At 37.6% G+C, this 21,004-nt stretch carries 21 protein-coding genes; 7 read left to right on the top strand and 14 right to left on the bottom strand.

Features of this window, described 5'->3' with window-relative positions; genetic code table 11:
* Position 1: 1 nt before the first annotated feature.
* The 3 genes from SanJ4206_RS06655 to SanJ4206_RS06665 all read left to right on the top strand — a co-directional run bounded on the left by SanJ4206_RS06655 (position 2) and on the right by SanJ4206_RS06665 (position 3,455).
* Positions 2-2,356: a cation-translocating P-type ATPase gene (locus SanJ4206_RS06655; protein WP_003030034.1), complete on the top strand. Its 2,355-nt coding sequence runs from the start codon at positions 2-4 to the stop codon at positions 2,354-2,356.
* 105 nt (positions 2,357-2,461) lie between these two features.
* Positions 2,462-3,208, top strand: a complete 747-nt coding sequence (locus tag SanJ4206_RS06660; RefSeq protein WP_003030036.1) for a tRNA1(Val) (adenine(37)-N6)-methyltransferase — start codon at positions 2,462-2,464, stop codon at positions 3,206-3,208.
* A complete protein-coding gene (locus tag SanJ4206_RS06665) occupies positions 3,198-3,455 on the top strand; it encodes a GIY-YIG nuclease family protein (protein WP_003030037.1) in 258 nt (85 codons plus the stop codon). Before SanJ4206_RS06660 ends, SanJ4206_RS06665 begins: the two co-directional genes overlap by 11 nt.
* Positions 3,456-3,489: 34 nt before the next feature.
* On the opposite strand, the gene SanJ4206_RS09955 is transcribed toward SanJ4206_RS06665, so the two are convergent.
* The 11 genes from SanJ4206_RS09955 to SanJ4206_RS06715 all read right to left on the bottom strand — a co-directional run bounded on the left by SanJ4206_RS09955 (position 3,490) and on the right by SanJ4206_RS06715 (position 14,384).
* The gene (locus SanJ4206_RS09955; RefSeq protein WP_232203600.1) at positions 3,490-3,633 is read right to left on the bottom strand and encodes an LPXTG cell wall anchor domain-containing protein; all 144 of its coding nucleotides are present in this window, start codon (positions 3,631-3,633) and stop codon (positions 3,490-3,492) included.
* Between the two features lie 138 nt (positions 3,634-3,771).
* Positions 3,772-5,718, bottom strand: a complete 1,947-nt coding sequence (locus SanJ4206_RS06670) for a glycosyl hydrolase 53 family protein (protein ID WP_022525042.1) — start codon at positions 5,716-5,718, stop codon at positions 3,772-3,774.
* A 112-nt stretch (positions 5,719-5,830) separates the two neighbouring features.
* Complete coding sequence (locus SanJ4206_RS06675) at positions 5,831-7,486, bottom strand: PTS lactose transporter subunit IIBC (RefSeq protein ID WP_003030040.1); 1,656 nt, start codon at positions 7,484-7,486, stop codon at positions 5,831-5,833.
* 4 nt (positions 7,487-7,490) lie between these two features.
* The gene (locus tag SanJ4206_RS06680) at positions 7,491-7,814 is read right to left on the bottom strand and encodes a PTS sugar transporter subunit IIA (RefSeq protein WP_003030041.1); all 324 of its coding nucleotides are present in this window, start codon (positions 7,812-7,814) and stop codon (positions 7,491-7,493) included.
* A 12-nt stretch (positions 7,815-7,826) separates the two neighbouring features.
* Positions 7,827-9,227: a 6-phospho-beta-galactosidase gene (gene lacG / locus SanJ4206_RS06685; RefSeq protein ID WP_003030043.1), complete on the bottom strand. Its 1,401-nt coding sequence runs from the start codon at positions 9,225-9,227 to the stop codon at positions 7,827-7,829.
* A gap of 10 nt (positions 9,228-9,237) precedes the next feature.
* Positions 9,238-10,074, bottom strand: a complete 837-nt coding sequence (locus tag SanJ4206_RS06690) for a PRD domain-containing protein (protein WP_022525043.1) — start codon at positions 10,072-10,074, stop codon at positions 9,238-9,240.
* A 253-nt stretch (positions 10,075-10,327) separates the two neighbouring features.
* Positions 10,328-10,861: an isoprenylcysteine carboxyl methyltransferase family protein gene (locus SanJ4206_RS06695; RefSeq protein ID WP_003030045.1), complete on the bottom strand. Its 534-nt coding sequence runs from the start codon at positions 10,859-10,861 to the stop codon at positions 10,328-10,330.
* Between the two features lie 98 nt (positions 10,862-10,959).
* Positions 10,960-11,892: a 1-phosphofructokinase family hexose kinase gene (locus SanJ4206_RS06700; RefSeq protein ID WP_022525044.1), complete on the bottom strand. Its 933-nt coding sequence runs from the start codon at positions 11,890-11,892 to the stop codon at positions 10,960-10,962.
* Positions 11,893-11,970: 78 nt separating this feature from the next.
* Positions 11,971-13,446, bottom strand: coding sequence for a PTS galactitol transporter subunit IIC (locus SanJ4206_RS06705; RefSeq protein WP_003030049.1), 1,476 nt, complete (start codon positions 13,444-13,446; stop codon positions 11,971-11,973).
* Positions 13,447-13,575: 129 nt separating this feature from the next.
* Positions 13,576-13,881, bottom strand: coding sequence for a PTS sugar transporter subunit IIB (locus SanJ4206_RS06710; protein WP_022525045.1), 306 nt, complete (start codon positions 13,879-13,881; stop codon positions 13,576-13,578).
* A gap of 23 nt (positions 13,882-13,904) precedes the next feature.
* Positions 13,905-14,384, bottom strand: coding sequence for a PTS sugar transporter subunit IIA (locus SanJ4206_RS06715; protein WP_022525046.1), 480 nt, complete (start codon positions 14,382-14,384; stop codon positions 13,905-13,907).
* 165 nt (positions 14,385-14,549) lie between these two features.
* Between SanJ4206_RS06715 and lacA the strand changes: the two genes are divergently transcribed.
* Complete coding sequence (gene lacA, locus SanJ4206_RS06720) at positions 14,550-14,981, top strand: galactose-6-phosphate isomerase subunit LacA (protein WP_003030052.1); 432 nt, start codon at positions 14,550-14,552, stop codon at positions 14,979-14,981.
* An 18-nt stretch (positions 14,982-14,999) separates the two neighbouring features.
* A complete protein-coding gene (gene lacB / locus SanJ4206_RS06725) occupies positions 15,000-15,518 on the top strand; it encodes a galactose-6-phosphate isomerase subunit LacB (RefSeq protein ID WP_003030053.1) in 519 nt (172 codons plus the stop codon).
* Positions 15,519-15,653: 135 nt separating this feature from the next.
* On the opposite strand, the gene SanJ4206_RS06730 is transcribed toward lacB, so the two are convergent.
* Positions 15,654-16,400, bottom strand: coding sequence for a DeoR/GlpR family DNA-binding transcription regulator (locus tag SanJ4206_RS06730; protein ID WP_003030054.1), 747 nt, complete (start codon positions 16,398-16,400; stop codon positions 15,654-15,656).
* Between the two features lie 170 nt (positions 16,401-16,570).
* Between SanJ4206_RS06730 and lacD the strand changes: the two genes are divergently transcribed.
* A complete protein-coding gene (gene lacD, locus SanJ4206_RS06735; RefSeq protein ID WP_003030055.1) occupies positions 16,571-17,521 on the top strand; it encodes a tagatose-bisphosphate aldolase in 951 nt (316 codons plus the stop codon).
* A 64-nt stretch (positions 17,522-17,585) separates the two neighbouring features.
* Here the strand turns inward: lacD and SanJ4206_RS06740 are convergent, their stop codons facing one another.
* Positions 17,586-19,142 carry a degradosome RNA helicase CshA gene (locus SanJ4206_RS06740; protein ID WP_022525047.1) on the bottom strand — a complete coding sequence of 519 codons (1,557 nt, stop codon included), beginning with the start codon at positions 19,140-19,142 and terminating at the stop codon, positions 17,586-17,588.
* A gap of 279 nt (positions 19,143-19,421) precedes the next feature.
* Here SanJ4206_RS06740 and SanJ4206_RS06745 point away from each other — a divergent pair, with 279 nt between their 5' ends.
* Entirely contained in the window at positions 19,422-19,820 is a 399-nt protein-coding gene (locus tag SanJ4206_RS06745; protein WP_003030057.1) for a hypothetical protein, read from the top strand.
* A 23-nt stretch (positions 19,821-19,843) separates the two neighbouring features.
* On the opposite strand, the gene SanJ4206_RS06750 is transcribed toward SanJ4206_RS06745, so the two are convergent.
* Complete coding sequence (locus tag SanJ4206_RS06750; protein ID WP_003030058.1) at positions 19,844-20,752, bottom strand: magnesium transporter CorA family protein; 909 nt, start codon at positions 20,750-20,752, stop codon at positions 19,844-19,846.
* Positions 20,753-21,004: the final 252 nt, after the last annotated feature.

Below are 21,004 nucleotides of genomic sequence, written 5' to 3' on the forward strand. Positions count from 1 at the left end.
TATGATTAACCTCATGAACATGAAAGAATTTACGGGATTAACCCACCAGCAAGTCCAAGAAAAAATTTCACAAGGACTCACCAATGATTTTACAGTCAATACAAGTATCAGCACTTGGCAAATCATCAAGCGTAATGTTTTTACGCTATTTAATGCGTTAAACTTTGCCATTGCCGTAGCACTCGTTATTGTACAAGCCTGGAGCAATCTGGTCTTCTTTGTCGTTATCTGCTTCAATGCTTTCTCTGGTATTGTCACAGAGTTGCGCGCCAAGCACATGGTTGATAAGCTCAATCTCTTAAATAAAGAAAAGATTAGTGTTATCCGTAATGGGCAAACCACATCTATTAATCCAGAAGAATTGGTTCTAGGTGATATGATTCGTTTGAACGCAGGTGAGCAAATTCCAAGCGATGCAACTGTTTTAGACGGTTTTGCAGAAGTAAACGAAGCTATGCTGACAGGAGAAAGCGACCTCGTCCAAAAGGAGATTGGGGATCAACTGCTCTCAGGAAGTTTTCTTGTCAGTGGTCATGTAATAGCTGAAATTACTCATGTTGGAGCTGACAATTACGCCTCTAAGCTCATGCTAGAGGCTAAAACCGTTAAACCAATCAATTCTCGCATCATGAAATCCATGGACAAGATTGCAGGTTTCACAGGGAAAATCATTATTCCTTTTGGAATTGCACTCTTTCTAGAAGCACTTTTGGTAAAACACTTGCCTGTCAAAGATTCGGTTGTCAATACTTCGACAGCTCTTCTGGGAATGTTGCCAAAAGGAATTGCACTTTTAACAATTACCTCGCTTTTAACAGCAGTCATCAAGCTGGGCTTGCGAAAAGTCCTCGTACAGGAAATGTACTCCGTTGAAACGTTGGCTCGTGTTGATATGCTCTGTCTTGATAAGACAGGCACCATTACACAAGGAAAAATGCACGTCGAAACAGTCAGCCCGCTCACAGAAGATTTATCAGAACAAGCAATCTCTGAAATTCTTAGCGCTTATATCGCTGCAAGTGACGACAACAATCCGACTGCTCAAGCAATCCGTAAACAATTTACAAGTCCTTCTAATTACCAAACGAGTAACACTATTCCATTTTCTAGTGACCGTAAATGGGGAGCTATGGAAATGTCGGACTTAGGTACTGTCTTTCTCGGTGCGCCTGAAATGCTCTTTAACAAAGAGATTGAGATTGCCCAAGCAGCCCAACAGCGTGGTTCGCGCGTACTCGCTTTAGCCATTAGTCCTGAACGCATTGACCATAAACACATTCACTTACCTAATAATGTTCAACCTATTGCTATTTTAGAAATTACAGATCCGATTCGTGACGGGGCAGCTGATACCTTGGAATACTTACGCTCACAAGAAGTTGGCTTAAAAATCATATCAGGTGACAATCCAATTACTGTATCAAACATTGCTGCAAAGGCAGGTTTTTCAAACTACCAAAGTTATGTTGATTGCTCAAAAGTAACGGATCAAGAGTTGATTGATCTGATAGAAACGACTGCTATTTTTGGCCGCGTTTCTCCTCATCAAAAGAAACTTATCATTCAAACCCTGAAAAAAGCAGGGCATACCACAGCAATGACTGGTGACGGAGTCAATGATATTCTAGCCTTACGGGAAGCAGACTGTTCCATTGCCATGGCTGAAGGGGATCCTGCAACACGACAAGTTGCCAATCTCGTTTTGCTCAATTCTGACTTTAACGATGTTCCTGAAATTCTCTTTGAAGGACGCCGCGTCGTTAATAACATCGCCCGCATTGCACCGATTTTCCTCATTAAAACAACCTATTCGTTCATTTTGACAATCATTTGTATTTCTAGTATTCTGTTGGGACGAGCAGAATGGCTCTTAGTCTTTCCATTTATCCCCATTCAAATCACCTTGATTGACCAATTTGTTGAAGGTTTGCCGCCCTTTGTCCTCACCTTTGAGCGAAATATCAAACCTGTTGAACAAGATTTCCTTAAAAAAGCAATTTTCAAGGCACTACCTAGCGGGCTAATGGTCGTCTTTAGCGTTTTATTTGTCAATATTTTTGGTGGACTGCATGGCTGGTCACAAGTGGAAATCTCAACTTTACTTTATTATTTATTAGGCTCTATCGGCTTTCTATCTGTTGTTCGTGCCTGCCTGCCACTTAATCTCTGGCGGATTCTGCTGATCCTCTGGTCCCTCGTAGGCTTCTTTGGAACAGCCATTCTTCTACAAAAATACATTGAAATCGCTACTCTAACCAGCAATAGCTTCCCTATCTACATTATTCTGATGATTCTCTTTACAATTACTTTTATTGTCGTGACACACATACAGAACAAACGGGAGCAAAGTTTATAAATCTTAAGAATAATACCTACAGGCAGTAAGAAAAACCGTACATTTTTGTCTTACTGCTTATTTTTGTTACTTCTTTTCCTCTACATCATGATATAATAAGGGTATATGGCAGAAATTCTTTTAAAAGACGGTGAGCGAGTCAATCAGCTCTTTTCTACTGACGTCAAAATTATTCAAAATCGAGAGGTCTTTAGCTACTCAGTAGATAGTGTACTCCTCTCCCGTTTCCCAAACTTACCTAAGCGCGGTCTTATCGTGGATCTTTGTGCTGGAAATGGTGCTGTTGGACTTTTTGCAAGCACCCGAACCAAGGCTCAAATCATAGCGGTTGAAATTCAAGAGAGACTGGCAGATATGGCAGAGCGCTCTATTGAGCTAAATGGTCTAACCCACCAAATGCAGGTCATTCAGGATGATTTGAAATATCTCACCCACTATATTGACGGTAGTAAAGTGGACATGATTTTATGCAATCCACCCTATTTTAAAGTGGATGAACATTCTAATCTCAATGCAAGCCGACATTATCTGCTTGCACGTCATGAAATTGCGACCAATCTGGAAGAAATCTGTCGAATCTCCCAACGAGTTTTAAAGTCCAACGGACGTTTAGCAATGGTGCATCGTCCTGAACGATTCCTTGATATTATTGACACCATGATAGCGCATAATCTAGCTCCAAAACGTATTCAGTTTGTTTACCCAAAAGCAAATCGCGAAGCCAATATGCTCCTCATTGAAGCTATCAAAGATGGTTCCCGTGACGGGTTAAAAATCCTGCCACCGCTTTTCATTCATAATGAAGATGGCAGCTACACTCCAGAAATTCATGAGATTTACTATGGAAACTAAAGCCTACATGTACGTTCTGGAATGCGCCGATGGCTCTCTCTACACAGGGTACACGACCGATGTCAAAAAACGACTTTATACGCATAATACTGGAAAAGGCGCCAAATACACGCGTACACGATTACCCGTTACTCTTTTATATCAAGAAGAATTTCCCGACAAACCTTCTGCCATGTCAGCCGAAGCCCTCTTTAAAAGAAAAACACGACAACAAAAATTAGAATATATTGCAGATAAGAAAAAGTAGAAAGCGGGAGGTCTTTCTACTTTTTTGCAATGATTTATTGGTTATTTTTCTTAGAAATGACAGCAATAAAGACACTCAGAAAAACAACACCGATACCAGCTAAATATGACATGCTAGTCCCTGTACTTGGTAATAATTCTTTGGTTTTAGCTAATTTTTTGTCACTTGTAGTAGGCAAAGTATCCTTGTTCCTATTCGTTTGAGAAGACTTTCCATTTTTATTAGACGAATCAGAATCTGTCAACCCAGCATGGGAGTTTTCTCCTTTTTGATCTTTGTTATTAGAATTTTCCTTTGTTTTTTTATCATCTTCATGCTAAACATTAGATGAAGATTGATTTTCTAGTGGTACAAGGGCTTGAATAGCAGTCTGTAATGCTTCACATTCTGCATCAATCTCTGCTTGTGTCGCATCATCTTTTTGTAAAATAACTTGTGCTTCTTCTACTTGTTCTTTTAAGTTCGCAAGTGAATCCTTTGTATAATGCATAGTTTCCGCTAATTTTTCTTTTGCCGAAGAAAGAGTGGTTCCCAACTTTATCTTATCTACTCCTTCTTTGGTTAAAAGCAAATCGTCAATTGTTCCCCATGAACCTTTATTTGCTTTCACAAATACTCCCAGTGTCACCTCTGTCTCTTTTGTTAATGTAAAGCTCAATTTAGCTATCTGCCAATTTGACCAACCAGCTAGTTTGATTTTTTCACTTTGAACATTTACTGCCTCAGCACGAGCAAAAGCATAAATATCTTCAGAGCCATTCGTATCACCACCTTGAATTTGAGCAGAAAATTGATAAGTTCCTGCTGGAAGTGTTACCTTTCTTTCAACGCCAGTTGTATAATCGCTTGTGCCATTGTAGAAATTCATGGCATACTTGCCTGTTTTAGGCGTGTCTTGTCTACGCTTGATAAAATCGTTAAAAGTATAATCTGAAAGATCTTCTTCCTCAAAGCTAGAATTTGATAACAAACTCTCTTGCAGCTCTGTTTCTTCATTCTTATCATATTCTAGATTTGTATTCAACCCAGTATAAACATATTTAAATGTCGCAAGTGATGGCAAAGCTTTTCCTGTAAAATCAAACAATGCTTGATTATCCCATTCAGAGCCACCGTAATTTTCCTGATTAACATTTGGATCATACCCAATGACGGCACTAGAAGCCCAGCCCGAACCGTATTTTTCCCAAATAGGTGTATTTACTTCTTTTCCTTTGGAACTAACCGGTGTCCAAGCTGGTTCCCAATAAAAGATGCCTAATGCACTTGCTTTATTGGCTGCATCAATGACATCTCGTAAGGCATGCGATTGCCCTTGAATAGAGGCAGGATAGCCACCTACCAGCATTTGATTTTGTGTTCGGATAACATTTTGTTGACCATCTCCATCTTCTAATGTATAGGCATAAGAAGTCTCTGCTACAAGTGTCTTTTTCCCATACTTTTCGGTCACTGTCTTTAAAACTGAAGTCAGATTATCTAAATTACCATGCCAAAAACTATAATAACTAGTAGCAAACACATCATAATCAATATGGTGATCTGATAAACCTTTTGCGTAATTCAGTATCGTTTCCGTTTTATCTGGGTTAGTAAAATGAAAAGCTATCAATATAGTTGCATCCACTTCTCGCACTGCTTTGGCGCCTGCTGCAAACAACTGATAGCGTTCCTCTCCTGCTTCACCTGCTATCCCACTACTCGTTGTTTCATTACCAACTTGAACCATTCCTACATTTACACCAGCTGCTTTTATTTTTTCAAGACTAGCTTTGGTGTATTGATATAAAGCCTCTGATTTTTCAGACACATTCATATTTGTCCAATCTTTTGGTGGAACTTGACGTCCTGGATCAGCCCAAAAATCTGAATAATGAAAGTCCACTAGTAGCCGCATACCATGTGCTGTAGCTCGTTTTCCAATCTCAATCGCCTTTTCTATATCGCTATTTCCAGCGCCATAACCATGTCCGTTATGATCATAAGGATTATTCCATACTCTGACGCGAATGTAATTTACACCATTTTCTTTCAAAATATCAAAGATATCTTTGACATTCCCATTTTCATCTTTGTACTCTACACCACTTTGTTCTTGAGCAATTACTGTTGAAATATCCGTCCCCATGATAAAATCAGATGATAAATTTTCTACTTTATCAACACGTATTTTAGTATTTTCATTAGCTTTAATAGGAATGACTCCTCCAAGCAAACAAAGACTAGCAGCAAAAACAAGCGACAATCTTAATCCTATTTTCATACAGTTTTCCTATTTCTACTTAGTTTAATATTTTAGTGTTCGCTTTAAAAAACTGATAAAACAAGAAATAGGTTTTATCAGTTTTTAAACGAACATTTTATAAGAAGGCTAGTTATTCAAAATGCGAAAGAACGAATTGCACAGCGCCTTTAGGATCACGTGTCAATTTGATATATTCAGCACCTTTTGTCGCAACAAGTTTGATGCCCAATTTATCCGTATCTTTCTTAATATCTTCATAGTAAGAATTGACTTGTGGAGCTAGCACAACCATGTCAAAATCTTTCATAATATCGTAGTGCGAACCATAAGCACCAGCTGTTGAACTGAGGTCTATGCCTAACTCTGCTGCGCCTTCTGTTAGTGCATTTGCTAGCATGGCGCTTGTCCCTGCACCGGCACATAGAACCAAAATATTATGATGCTTTCCATCTGCAACCGCTTGAATTTGATCGTCTATTTCAGCTTCTGCTGCTTCTTCAAGCTCAATCACTTCTACCTTTTTCGCTTCTTCTTCTACTAATGAATCATCGTACGCTTTAATAAATGGAAGGTAGATGAGAGAATCAACTACAATCAACAGCAGCATCAAGACAATAGATAAGATTCCTGCACCCGTACCTAAAATCAAGCCAATCGGTGCTGGCGTTGCCCAAGGAAGGACATACATAAAGCTATTCATACCTAACACATCAACAAAGAACTTGAAAGCACAAACATTGATCATTGGAGTGATTAAAAATGGAATAAAGAAATAGGGATTTAAAATAATAGGCGTTGCAAACAGCAATGGTTCATTGACTGCAAAGCAAACTGGAACAAAGGAAGCTTTCCCGACAGCTTTTAATTGCTTAGATTTTGCAAAGAGCATGAAGAGGAATGGAACAACCAATGTTGCACCTGTACCACCCATTGTGCCAACGAAGTTTCCAAGTCCAACTGTCAACACGTTTGAAGCATGGTGACCTGCTTTTACCAACTGTAAATTCGTTTCCACATTTGCATAAATAATCGCGACAATAGCTGGTTCTACAATTGAAGGACCATGCACACCAACAAACCAGAAGAGTGCCATTGCTCCCCAAATAATCGAAATTCCTAAATAGCCATCAGCTGCGGTAAATAAAGGTTGGAGAAGTGTGATAACGGCTTCTGCAAACGAATGCCCAAAGAAATAACGCACGATTGTATCAATCAAAACAGCAGCAAATACTGCAAATGAAAATGGAAAGACGTCACGGAAAGTTTGAGAAATTGTTCCAGGGACTTCTTTTGGCATCTTAATAGTAATGTCTTTCAATACACAGAATTTATAAACATTCACCGTGATAAAAGCTGCTACAAAAGCCGCTAAAATCCCTTTTGTTCCCATGTAGCCATTGGCTAAACCGTTTTCAATTTGATCCACACTTAAAAGGAGGAAGCTCACAATGGAAGCCAACATAACAGAAACCGAATTGATAGTCTTGTTGGTCGGCATATTGCGGTTCATTGATTCTGACAAACAACGAGCAGTCGTAGCGGACACGAGAATAGCTACTACCCCCATAGAATAGCCATATACTTTCCAAAGCCAGGTGGAAACATCATTTGGCAACTTAAATCCAAAAATTTCTGGAATTGCTGCTAGCAAGATAAAAATACTTGAAAATAAAATGGCAGGCATGGCGGCTAAAAAGCCGTCACGAATAGCGCCAAGATAAATATTGCGTGATATTTTTTCAAAGAAAGGTTTTCCTTTCTCAATTTGTTTGATAATTCCGTTCATGGAATTAGTCCTCCTTGTATTGATTTTTATATAATTCAATAAAATCTACGATCAATTCTTTTAACAATAATGTCGTCATCAAATGATCTTGACCGTGAATAAAGATAAATCCTAAATCTAAATCTTCCCCAGCTGCCTCTTGTGCTAAAATCTGCGTTTGTGAATTGTGGGCTAAATTTAAATTTTCATCTGCTTCTTTTAAAGCAGCATCTACATTTGTAAAATTCCCTTGACGAACCTCTTTCAGCAAATTCAGTAAACAACTACGTGCATCTCCCGAATAAGCTACGATTTCAAATCCCAACATTTGTAATTCGTTTTTATTCATTTCATCTCCCCCTTAAATCACAATTTTTGTTTCGCTAACATGCTTGTACCAATAAGCGGATTCCTTAGGGTAACGCTTTTGAGTTTCAAAATCAACGTAAAACAAGCCATAGCGTTTATTGTAGCCATTTGACCACGAGAAAACATCCATTAAAGACCAAAGAAAATACCCTTTTACCATAACACCAGCATCAATAGCTTTGCTTAAAGATTGCAAATACACTTTCAAATAATCAATCCGCGGCTTGTCCATAATGATGCCATTGTCAAACTCGTCTTTATAGCCCATTCCATTTTCAGTGATATAAATCTTTTGATAATGTGGGTAGTCTTTCTTAATTCTCAATAAAAGGTCATACAAACCTTCTGGGTAAATAATCCAATCCCAGTCTGTTCGTTCAATCCCTTCCTTGTAAATCCGTTCTCCAATGCCTTTCACTTTATAAACCGAAGTGCCTTTATCACCCGTTCCATTATGATGAATGGTTGATTCGCCCTGATAAGCCTTAACAAAATGACATTGATAATGATTGATTCCAAGATAATCATTTCGATGACTAGCTTTTTTCATTTCTTCAAAATCGCTCTCAAGGAATTCATAACTAGCGTTGTTAGCAGCGCAAATTTCCTTAAGAGCTTCCATTGTTTCCTCAGAATAATATCCCAGATAAGTAGCATCTAGCAAGAAACGAATAGAAAGCGCATCATCCAGAAAAGCTGCATGCTTATCTCCTTTGCTGTCTGTTGCTGGGTATTTTGTTTCCAAAGAATGCACCACTCCAATTTCACCAAGGTAACCTTTCTCCTTGAAAAGATTTACTACACGCGCATGCGCATACATCATATTGTGAAGACATTGAATCACCTTACTCAAATCATACTGAATCCCCGGAGGAAAGACACCGAGCAAGTATTGATTGGTCGCAACAGGATAAATTTCGTTAAAAGTGCTCCAATGATGAACCTCTGGAAATTCTTGAAAACAAAATTCAGCATATTCCACAAACGCTTCAATTGTATCTCGATTAAGAAAATCACCTTGATCAAACAAAACTTTCGGAGTATCAAAGTGATGCAGTGTAACAAATGGCAGGACATGGTGTTTCGCACATTCAGCAAATACACGATGATAAAACTCTACTCCTTCTTGGTTGACCTTGCCATGTCCCTCTGGAAAAATACGGCTCCAAGCAATAGACAAGCGCAAGCCATTGACGCCAAACTTCTCACACAACTCAATATCTTTTGAATATTGATGATAGAAATCACTAGCTGGATCTGCCAAAAATCGTCCTTGTTTTTCTAAAAATTCATCCCAAGCGACCGGACCTTTTCCACCTTCTTTTGTAGCTCCTTCTACTTGATAAGCAGCAGTCGCACCGCCAAAAATAAAATCTTCTGGTAATTGAAACATGTCTTCTCCTTTACAATAATCTTTGAATATGAATCACCAAATATACCTTTTCATTTGGATGAAGTCCTCCACCCAAATGCTGACGAATGACTTCATAAATATCTTCGCCAATTTGATAGGCTTCTGGATAATCCTTTTTGATATGTTCTTCTAAATTCTTCATGGAGACTTTTAAATCACTGTCATCCTGATCCAAACGCTCAATAAAGTATGTCAAATGAATCATCAAACGGTCGTAAAAATTACTATTCTTTTTTGTCCGCTTAATACCATGTTTTAAAAGTTCCTCTTGCACCAAAGCAATCATTTGTCGGATCAGTGTTTGTTCATCTTTACTAATCACGACATCTTCGCCTTTCGCATTGATAAACTGTAAGGCCAACCGCCCAATCTCATCTTTTGGAAAATCCACATCCAATTTTTCTTTTAAAATCACCAAAGCGTGCTCAGCAATTTTGTACTCCGTCGGATATTGCTCCGACATATCCGGCAAGTGATTACTTTTATAAGTATTTCTTTGCAGCGCTTGATAACTACAATAAATATGATCTGTCAAGGTTACATAGATGTACTCTTGAACTGGAAATTGGAACTGTTGAATACCATAATCAATAATTTCATAACTAGTCGTGATAAAGTCCAAGGGAACATCTTTTAACAAAGCAGAAAAGTTTTCGCGCGATTCTTCACTTTTCAGTTGAAAGACTTTTTCTACTCGTTCTTCTGCCAACAAATCCCCTTTTTTCTTTTTAAAAATGATACCGAGCCCCATGACAACAGCCTGTTCACCACTTTCATTTTTGACCACCGCAACATTATTATTTAGTGGCTGGACAATTCGAAACATTCGTGTCCTCCTTCCTAACAATCTTTTTGTAAAACATAAAAAAACCATAAACAAACCAAGATTTTTTACTTGGGTCATTTATGGTCTCGCCTAATTTCTTAGTTACAATCCATGTTTTATTTTACTTTATGAATAGAGTTTAACACATTTTCAAACTTTTGTAAACCCTTTCTTACTTTGTTTTTAAAAAATTATACAAAATGGATAATTTGTGTAAATTTAAAATCTTTCATTCTATACTTTAAAAAATAGCTTACTTCTGTGCAATACCATTTGGGATAATGACTTCTTTGAGTAATTTCTCTTCTTCCTTGATGCGATTATACAAAACTACCGCATATAGAGGAAATAGAATACAAAATGAAATTAGTGCATGACAAAGTAATGCTAAACCAATCAACTCTGGAACGATGTTCAAGAAATAATTGGGATGTTTCACATAGCGGAAAAGCCAGTGATCAACAAATTTATGATTCTTAACCAGCATCAATTTTACAGTCCAAATTTCACCTAAGAGCTGTGTCACAACATAGAGCATAAACATTGAAAATAGCAACAGTCCAAATCCTATAGCACTAAGCGCGTCAAACCGAACCTGACGTATCGTAGCTTCAGCAAAGCAAGAAAGGTAAAATAAAATGTGAAGAATAGTGATATACTTGGTATTTTGCACGCCATATTCGCGCCCACCATTTGCCAATATCGCTTTCTCATTCTTCATCGATATTTTTAGAAATACCAACCGAAATACAAATACCGCTAAAATAATAAGTCCTGATAAAGTCATACGACCTCCTTATAATAAAATAATCTATTTTATTATATAAAGAGGGGATTTTCTAAGTCAATACATTCAAAAAATATCATATAAACTGTAGAAAGAAATTACAAAGTTGTTAGTTCGATTTCGTCTACAATTCGTTTTACATCGGCTAGGTCTACTTTTGGAGTCCATTGCAGGCAGTTAGCTGTTGCATAAGCACAGGCACGAATGACAGTTTCTCTATCAACTCTCCCCCTACTTTCTAAAGCATGGCAGAGACTTCCAAGGAAAAAGTCGCCTGATGCAATAGGATTTTTGACATGAATTGCTGGAAACGTCAGTTGGAAAATATCATCCTGCAGGCGTGCTACGACTCCTTTTCCTCCCATTGTCACAATGAAATAAGGAATTTTAGTATATTCTTTGAGAAGTTTTGCTGCTTCTTCTGCAGTTTCAACTGGACATCCTGTTAATTCTGCCAATTCTTCATCGTTAATTTTTACAATGTCAGGCTGTGCTGTGAAAGCTGCTTTTAGTGCTGCACCACTTGTATCTACTACTAAATTCACATCTTCTGGTAAAAGACGACCAATTTGTGCAATATAATCATCTGGCATCCCTTTCATCAAAGAGCCAGAAAACACAACGCTATCGCCAGGTTGAATGTGCTTTATAAGATTTGTGGTGAATTGTTCTAATAAATCCTTATTCAGCTCAAATCCAGCTTCATACACAAGATAGGTCTTTCCTAATTCTGTATCAATCATAATTGTACAAGTACGCGTATTTTTATCAACCTCTGTCACAACAAGCGGAATACCATCTTCCTCATTTAATTGTTGAATATATTCGCCCATTTTGCCACCTAACATTGTATGAATGCAAAAATTTCCTTGCTCTTCGCCCTTCTCGTAATTCAGGACATAAGCCACATTAAAACTCTTTCCGCCAGCATTTTCATGCACTTGCCTTGGTCGGTTGACCACATCTTCTTTAAACTGACTAAGTAAAACTGTCCGATCCAAAGCTGGATTTGGACAAACTAAATGAATCATATTTCTTCCTTTCTTTTTTTCAATCAAAAGCCAGACTATTTCAAAAGGAATAGTCCAGCTTATTGTTATCTTATTATTCTATTTTGCATTTGTAGCGTATTCTTCATTTCGCTTAATCATTTGTTTTCTATACCAAGCAAAGATACCAATATAGAACACTAGAAAGACAATAACACCAAAGATAGCTTTGATAGCGCCTGTTGTAGCATTTCCGATTGTCCAACCAAGTAATTTTTCAATTGGACCTTCAAGAGTAGAGTGGGTAATCAATTGTGTGCTAGCTACCCCTTTAGGAAATGCATCTACGCCTTTCGCTAAGTCCGTAACAAATGGCGCAATAAGTGTTCCAGATAGAAGGAAGAGCGGAAGCAATAGAGTTCCAAATACAATCATCCGAATGAGTTTACCACGTGTAACAACCAGAAGCGCTGGAGTAACCCCCATTGCAATAATACCAGCAAGTGGCAAAATACCATTTCCGACTTTGGAAAGAAGAACTGCTTCTACCAGCATAATTGGTGCTAAAACATTGGCACATGCCCAGATTTCTGCACGACCTGCGATAAATGGCCAGTCAAGTCCAATATTGAATTTACGTCCTTGAAGACGTTTTGTTGCAACATTTGTAATTCCTTGTGAAAGAGGTTCTACTGCCGCGATGAACCAAGAACCAATAAGTGAGAACAATTCCAAGCAGACACCAGCTGTCAAACCAAGAGACAACCAACCTTTGATAACAAGTGACCATTTTGCTGCTTCGGCAATGCCAGATACTGGATGTGGCGTTCCCATAATCCCTATCACAATCCCAAGGATAAATCCAATAAAGAATTTAGAGCCCCAGAAACCAATTTTCTTATTCAATTTTGCAGCGTCAAAGTCATATTTATCCAACCAAGGGAAGAATTTATCAAAAATCTTATCCAAAACCATGATAACTGGATTCATCATGTAGTTCATGTGAGTAGAGGTCATTGGCGAGGAGCTAGGCGCATTAAGCAAGTCATCAAATGTTGGTTTCATTAAGTCAGAGTTAATAATTTTCATTACTCCGACAAGTACGACTGCAAGCGTTGCTACAAAGAGCGACACACCTTGGCTAACACCATTATTATCCGCATACCACTTAATCAATAGACCTGTAATTGATAAATGCCAAATATCAAAAATATCAACATCTAAGGTATCCGTTTTTTTCGTAATTAACATCACGACATTAACGATGAGCATAATGAGTAAGAAGTAAAGCGTCCAAGCAGAACCCCATGTAATCGTCGCCAATGGTGCCCAACCAACGTCTGTAATATTAAGTTGAATTCCTGTGTTTTCAACGAATTTCGCAAGTGAAGCCGAGAAAGCGCCATTTAACATACCGATAATAGCACCAATCCCCGTAAGAGCTATGGCAAGTTTAATACCGCCTTCTAAAGCTTTGGAAAACTTCACTCCAAAGCATAAAGCAAGCACCGTTAAGACTATCAACATGATAATTGGTGCCCCCATATCTAAAATGGGTTTAAAGAAGCGATTGGCTAAGTCAATAATGACATTCATAAAAAATCCTCCCGATTTTATTTTTTGAATGATAGTGAACGAAAAGTGAAATAACTATTTCAGTAGATAAAAATTGTTTTTATCTAGCGTTTCAATTTTTCATTTTTTTATTTTTTCCAATGAATTACTTTAACTAAGTCCATGTTCCTTAATAGCTGCTTCAATATTGTCATATACTGGTGCACTCATGGCTGGAATACGGAATAAAATTGGTCCTGCTTCAATAACAGGAATCCCCGGTTCAAATCCCAAATCCGTGGCTGCTATTGGGGTGAAAATATCATAACCTTTTATCAAGTCTTCATTCACATCTTTGACCATTACCGCATCGCATTGAACATCATAGCCGCGATTTGAAAATTCTTCTTCAAGAGCGTTTTTGATTTGGTGGCTTGAGTTTACCCCTGCTCCACAGGCTGCTAAAATTTTAATCATTGTAAAATCCTCCATTTTTATTTTTAATGATTTATTGTTTCCGATATATAATGAAATAGTTTATCTTCCTCATCCAACTTGGATAAGGACTCTAGGTTGCCGTCAGCAGTAAAGAAGTCCATCAATTGAGCCAAGATATTCGTTTGACTGGCATTAGAATTATTGATAATGAAGAACAAAAGCGATACTTGTACTTCATTTGACGGAACAATCATATTATGAAAAGTCACCGGCTGATCCAAGCGGACTACAACCACTTTTTCTGCTAAATTATGAACAATATCCGTATGCGGAATTGCTACATTCGGCAAATCTTTCCCTAAAAATTCCATGTCCAGCCCCGTAGGAAAGGACTTCTCTCGTTCAATTAAGGCATTCTTATAAGAAGACGTTACAATGTGTCTATCTTCAAGAAGGTCAGCAACTTGATTAAAAAGGTCTTCCTGACTGTCGGCTTGCAGACAAAAGACTAAATCTTTATCGAATAACTGATAAAGTTCCATCATATTCCCCTTTCTATTTTGTTTTATTTTGTTTATGCACAAAGTATATCATTATATGTAAACGGTGTCAATAGTTTATTTTGTTTTTTTATGTTATTTTTTGTTTGACAATATTTGTGTGAGATGTTATGATGTTGTTGTGAAATAAAAAAAGGAGGTATAACAATGAAAGTTATACTAGGTACAGACCGTGATGGTTTTGAGTTAAAAAATAAAGTAAAAACTCATTTACTCCAACTTGGTTATGACATTAAAGATCTCAACGAACAAGAAGGTGCTGCTGATTTTGTCGACTCGACAGACGCTCTTGTTGAAGAATTACGAAAAGATGATACTGCCCGTGGTATTTTGTTTGACCGTTTTGCAGTTGGTTCTTATATGGTTGCGAATAAACACCGTGGGATCATTTGTGCTGCTGTTTCAGATGAGCATTCTGCCATGATGACCATTCGCCACAATTCTACACGCATTATCACTCTCGGTGCAGCTATTCTCGGTGAAGAATTGGCAAATGCCTGTGCAGAAGCTTATTTAAAAGCTGACTATGATGCTGGGCGTCACCAAGTTCGCATTGATATGCTTAATAAATTATGTTAAAGGGTAGGAGGAAAAATTATGAAAATCGCTCTCGGCTGTGACCATATCGTAACAGATACAAAAATGAAAATTTCTGAACATTTAAAAGACCTCGGTCATGAAGTCATTGATGTCGGAACCTATGACTTTCACCGGACTCATTACCCAATCTTTGGTCGTCTGATTGCAGAAAATGTTGTTTCAGGAAAAGCTGATCTTGGAATTGCCCTTTGCGGTACAGGAGTCGGTATTTCTGCTTCTGCTGACAAAGTTCCCGGTACTCGTGTAGCTCTTGTTGGTGACGTTCTAACCGCACGCTATGCAAAGAAAGAACTCAATGCAAATATCATCGCTTTTGGTGGACGTATTCTTGGTCAAAATCTTATTCACAATATCGTTGATGTCTTTCTTGAAACAGAGTATGAACCAACAGAAGCCAACAAACAATTGATTGAAAAAATCGATAATAGCATTGAAGTTAGCCCTGAAATCGCTAAAAATGACCATATTTTCGATGAAGAAAATGCTAAATGGGCTCGCGGTGAATACCACGACTAAAAGCTCAATACTCAGAAAATCAGGCTCAGTCTAATATGGACGAGACCTGTTTTTTAATAGGATGTATCAATACCGCACGAAAGATACAAAACAAAAATCACCTGCTCCTATATGAACAGGTGATAAAAATATTAACTATAAAACATTTGTATATGATTTATACTTTTCCTTGACCTTTGGTGAGATATGATCATCTGTAATTACTGCATCCAAACCATCCAACTGATAGAAACAATAGAAAGAATAGCTGTCAAATTTGCTATTATCTGCCACAATGTACTTTTCAATCGCATTGTTCAAGATAATGGCATTGCCATTTCCTTCTTCTTCATTGGCAGTCGTGACATTATGACCGTCAATTCCATTGACGCCAATAAATGCTTTAGAAACTTTGATTTCTTTCAATAATTTATTAGCAAATTGTCCGACAAACGTTTGTGTTTTCACCCGATAACGACCGCCAATCAGAATAATGTCACAATTGGGATTATCTTTTAATTTTTCAAAAATAGGAAGCGAATTTGTCACAATACTCACACTTTTATCAGCCAAATAATCTCCGATAAAATCCGTCGTTGTTCCCGAACCGATAAAAACTGTATCACCAGAAAAAATCAAATTGGCACATTTTTGAGCAATTGTTCGTTTTTCTTCAATATTTAACATTGTTTTTTCAGTATGGGAGGCTTCGTTCAAGCCATTTTTTACTTTTTTATGAGCTCCTCCATGAACACGAGTCAACAAACCTTGCTTTTCCAAGTCAATCAAATCACGACGTATCGTCATATCCGTTACATCTAGTAACTCTTTTAATTTCTTGACAGAAACCACTCCTTGCTGATCCAATTCTTGGAGAATCACTCTATGCCGTCCTTCTTTCATTTTGTCTCCTTTCTAGTTTTATATAATTTTATTCCTCAAATATATTATACAACAATTTATTCATTTTGAAAAATTAAAAACAATATTTTTTTGATTTTTGTAAAATATTGTTTGACTTTGTTTTATTTGTGTTCTATAATTAAACTATACAAAACAAAAGGAGCCTAAAGATGACAACAAAACAAGAAAAATTAAAACGTTTATGTGATAAAAACAGAATTATCGGCGCTTTGGCTATTGACCAACGAGGGGCTTTGCGTCGTATGCTTGGTGAAGACACTCCAGTTGAGCAATTGGAAACCTTTAAAGTGCTAGTTTCGAAATACTTAACAAAATACGCTTCTTCTATCCTTCTTGATCCAGAGTTAGGTTGGAAAGCGGCGGAAGCTCGTGATAAAAACGCTGGATTATTAGTTGCCTATGAAAAAACAGGTTATGACAAAACTGTTCCCGGTCGCTATCCTGACCTCGTCGAAAATGTCTCCGTCCAACGTCTCAAAGCAAACGGTGCTGATGCTGTGAAAGTCTTACTCTATATAGATATTGACGAAGATAGAGCAGTCAATGACGTCAAAGAAGCCTTTATTGAGCGAATAGCTTCTGAATGCAAAGCAGAAGACATACCTTTTTTCCTTGAGTTAGTTTCTTACGATGCCAAGGTGACGGATGAAAAAGAATATGCTAAACTCAAACCTCGCAAAGTCATTGAAGCAATGAAGCTTTACTCACAAGAACGATTTGGTGTAGATGTTCTCAAAGTTGAAGTTCCAGTCAATATGAAATATGTTGAAGGATTCGCAGAAAATGAAGTTCTTTACACCAAAGAAGAAGCTGCTGCCTTCTACAAAGAACAAAGTGATGCCACTTCTCTTCCATTTATTTTCTTATCTGCTGGAGTATCCGCACAGCTTTTCCAAGATACACTTCGCTTTGCTAAGGAATCCGGCTCAACTTTCAACGGTGTCCTTTGCGGTCGTGCAACTTGGGCTGGTGCTACCAAAGCCTATCAAGAAGGTGGCGAAGCTGCTACAATTAAATGGCTTGAAACAATAGGTAAACAAAATATCGTTGAATTAGATGCAGTTCTCCAAGAGACTGCTACGCCTATTGTATTTAAATAACTTTGTATCTCCTTATAAAAACATAAAAAGACGAACTTCTATTCGCCTTTTTATTATTGTATAATTACTTATCACCTTTATTACGGATGACAAATCCTGTTTTCTTCTCACTTGAAGTATTACGAGGTTTTTTGTGGTCTTTGCGGTAACGCTTTTCTTTGTCAAAGCGATCGTGGCGACCACCCTTTTTGTAATTGTCACGCCCATTAGTACGGTCACGACGATCATTACTACGACGCCCATTTTTGCTGTTACGATTGCCTTTATTAGCTCCCGAAACATACTTAAATGGTAATGGCTTTTCACGCGCAATTTCTACTTCTGGTAGAGTGTCTGGATCTTGTACGGTTAAGGTCAATATATATAAAGCCAATTCCTCCGGTGTAAATTCAGCTGCCAGCTTGCGAGCGTCTTTGCCAAACTTTTCAAATTGGTTGCGAATACTTTCATCTGCAAAATCTCGCTCAATCTTTTTGAGTGCAACTTTTTTCTTAGCTTGAAAGGCTTCTTCTGCCGTTGCTGGCTTCATACCTTTCATCCGTTTTTTAGTTAAGCTTTCAATGACTTGAAGATACCCCATTTCATTTGGTGCAACAAATGTAATGGATTGACCAGATTTCCCAGCACGACCTGTCCGTCCGATACGATGCACATAACTTTCGGGATCTTGTGGAATATCGTAATTGTAAACATGTGTGACACCAGAAATGTCCAATCCACGTGCTGCGACGTCCGTTGCAACAAGAATATCTAAATTACCATTTTTGAAGTCACGAAGAACACGGAGACGTTTTCCTTGGTCTAAATCGCCATGAATCCCCTCTGTGCGGAAACCACGGATTTTAAGTCCACGAGTCAATTCATCAACTCGGCGTTTGGTACGCCCAAAAACGATAGAAAGTTCTGGTTGTTCCACATCCATGAGACGTGTCATGGTATCAAATTTTTCATTTTCTTTTACACGGATATAATATTGATCCACCAGTTCTGTTGTCAATTCTTTTGCTGCAATTTTGACATGTGTTGGCTCTTTCATAAACTTCACGCCAATCCGCTTGATAGCATCTGGCATAGTAGCTGAAAAGAGAAGGGTCTGACGCTCTTCCGGCACGCGTGAGATGATTGCTTCAATGTCTTCTAAGAAACCCATATTGAGCATTTCATCCGCTTCGTCTAAAATTAGCGTTTCTACATGATTGAGTTTCAGTGCTTTGCGCTTAATGAGGTCTAATAAACGTCCTGGAGTTCCAACGACAATGTGCGCGCCTGAACGGAGAGCCTTGATTTGCTTTTCAATGCTAGATCCACCATAAACCGAGCGAACTTTCACTCCTTTGCTTCGACCAAAGCGGAAGAGTTCCTCTTGACTTTGAACAGCCAATTCACGAGTTGGTGCAATGACTAAAGCCTGAACAACAGGATTTTCTGTGTTAATTTTTTCGAGAGTTGGAAAACCAAAAGCAGCTGTCTTTCCTGTACCAGTCTGAGCTTGTCCAATCACATCTTTCCCTGCCATAGCAAGCGGGATTGTTTGTTCTTGGATTGGACTGGCTTCAACAAAGCCTGCTTTTTCAATTTCTGCTAACAATTCAGCAGACAAATGTAATTCATTAAATTTCAATTTTTTCTTCTTTCTAAAAAGGTAGTGCGAAGCTACCTTATAAAACATATTTTGCTTTCTCATTCAGTAAATTTGATACCAGTATTCCAATAGAAAAGACTTTATCTTAATTACTTGCCAAAAGCAACTGAGAAAGCTGACTATTTTGTAACTTATCTAGTATAACACAAAGAATGATAAAAAGATAGGATTTCTGCTAACTTTCTTTTTTGATATAAGATTTAACTTGAAAATGTACTATTTTCTTTTATAATGAAAAAAAAATAAAAAAGAGTCACTATGAATAAGTTTTTACGCTTTGCCTTTATCCTACTGATTGTAGCCATGCTAGGGGCTGCTGTTATTCAAATTTTCCAACCCCAACTTTTAGGTTCTGACTCAGCTTACGGTCTTTCCGTCTACTGGCAGCGAGAAATCGACTTTTGGAACTTAGCCCTTCTGCCTCTGCTGATTGGTGTTCTCATTAAATATGACTGGTTTTATCTGCGTCTAGTACTCTTAGCACTAATTCTTGGCGGGCTAGGTTTTGGAACCAACTATCTGCTAGGCTACCTACAACTGCCTAATAATGCCAACCTTCTAGGCTGGCTGGAAAACTATTTTTTGGTTCTGCTCCGGCTGCTGGGCTGGTATTTGGAAAGCAAAAAAAGAAATAAAAGTGATGAAGCTAGGTCCTAAATTGGGGTAAGGCTACATCATTTTTATTTTTTATTAGCCAACCATTTCAAAGCTTTGGTCAATACAATCCAAAGAATAAGACTGATAATAACTATATAAATCCAAGCATTTTTATCATTAGACAACGGAAGTGGCACATTCATACCAAAGAATCCCGTGATAACTGCTAGGACTGCTAGGAGGACTGAAATGATTGTTAAAACAGTCAAATTATCATTCAGATTGTTGTTCAAAATATTGTTGTAAGAACCTGACAATTGACTGAGAACTTGAGAAATCAAGTCTGTCATTGCTACTAATTGGCGAGCTTCAATCATGACATCGTCAAACTGCTCTTTTTCAATTTCATCTAAATGACGATAAAGTGCATGTCCTTTAATGTGCTCTAACAGCATACGATTTTGCTTTGCAGCTGCTACCAAGTAGACTATGGAAGTTTCTAAGTCTGCTAAAGCAAAGAGATTTTTCTTAGTGGTTGTTTTGTGCAATAGACTATTGATGTTATCCTTTGTTTCATCCATTTTTTCAATTACAGGATAATAAGAATTACACACTAATTCTAAACTAGCAAATAGAAATTTATAAACTGTTACAGGCTCATGGTGTTCGACATAATTTTTCATCATATCTACAACATAAGTATTTGCTTTATTGCTAACTGTTAAGAGTTTATCTTTCTGTACAATAAAGGTCATAGGAATAGTTTCATAATAATCCTTATCCCTTTTTAAGTTTAATACGTTGAAAATAAAAACGACTGTTCCTGTTTCACGATTGTAGTCCATGTGGGCGCGTTCATTTTTATCCAGTGCATACTCAATGGTTTCTTCATCAATATTGTATTCCTTATAAGAATCTGGATGTTGACTTAAAATATCTGCATCTAAGTTTATCCAAGACATTCCATCTTTTAATTCTTTTTCAATAAACACCCTTTTCTCCTTTATTGACTTTTAATATAAAGAATTGAAAAAGATGCTCAATTCTTCACCAATCGTTATTACACTTCTTTATCTATCTAAACGCTTAAGATTCTAACAAACAAACTCACTTAAAACCCAGTTCTGTTTCAAAAATTATTATGAGAAAGCTCGAATAATAGCGTAATTTTCAAACTTTGCTCATATGCCGTGCAAGTCTCACATTTTCTTTAACTGAGTTCAAACTAAATCCTCGGAAAATAG

Origin of the sequence: Streptococcus anginosus (assembly GCF_001697145.1) — a bacterium.
Classification (GTDB): Bacteria; Bacillota; Bacilli; order Lactobacillales; family Streptococcaceae; genus Streptococcus; species Streptococcus hominis.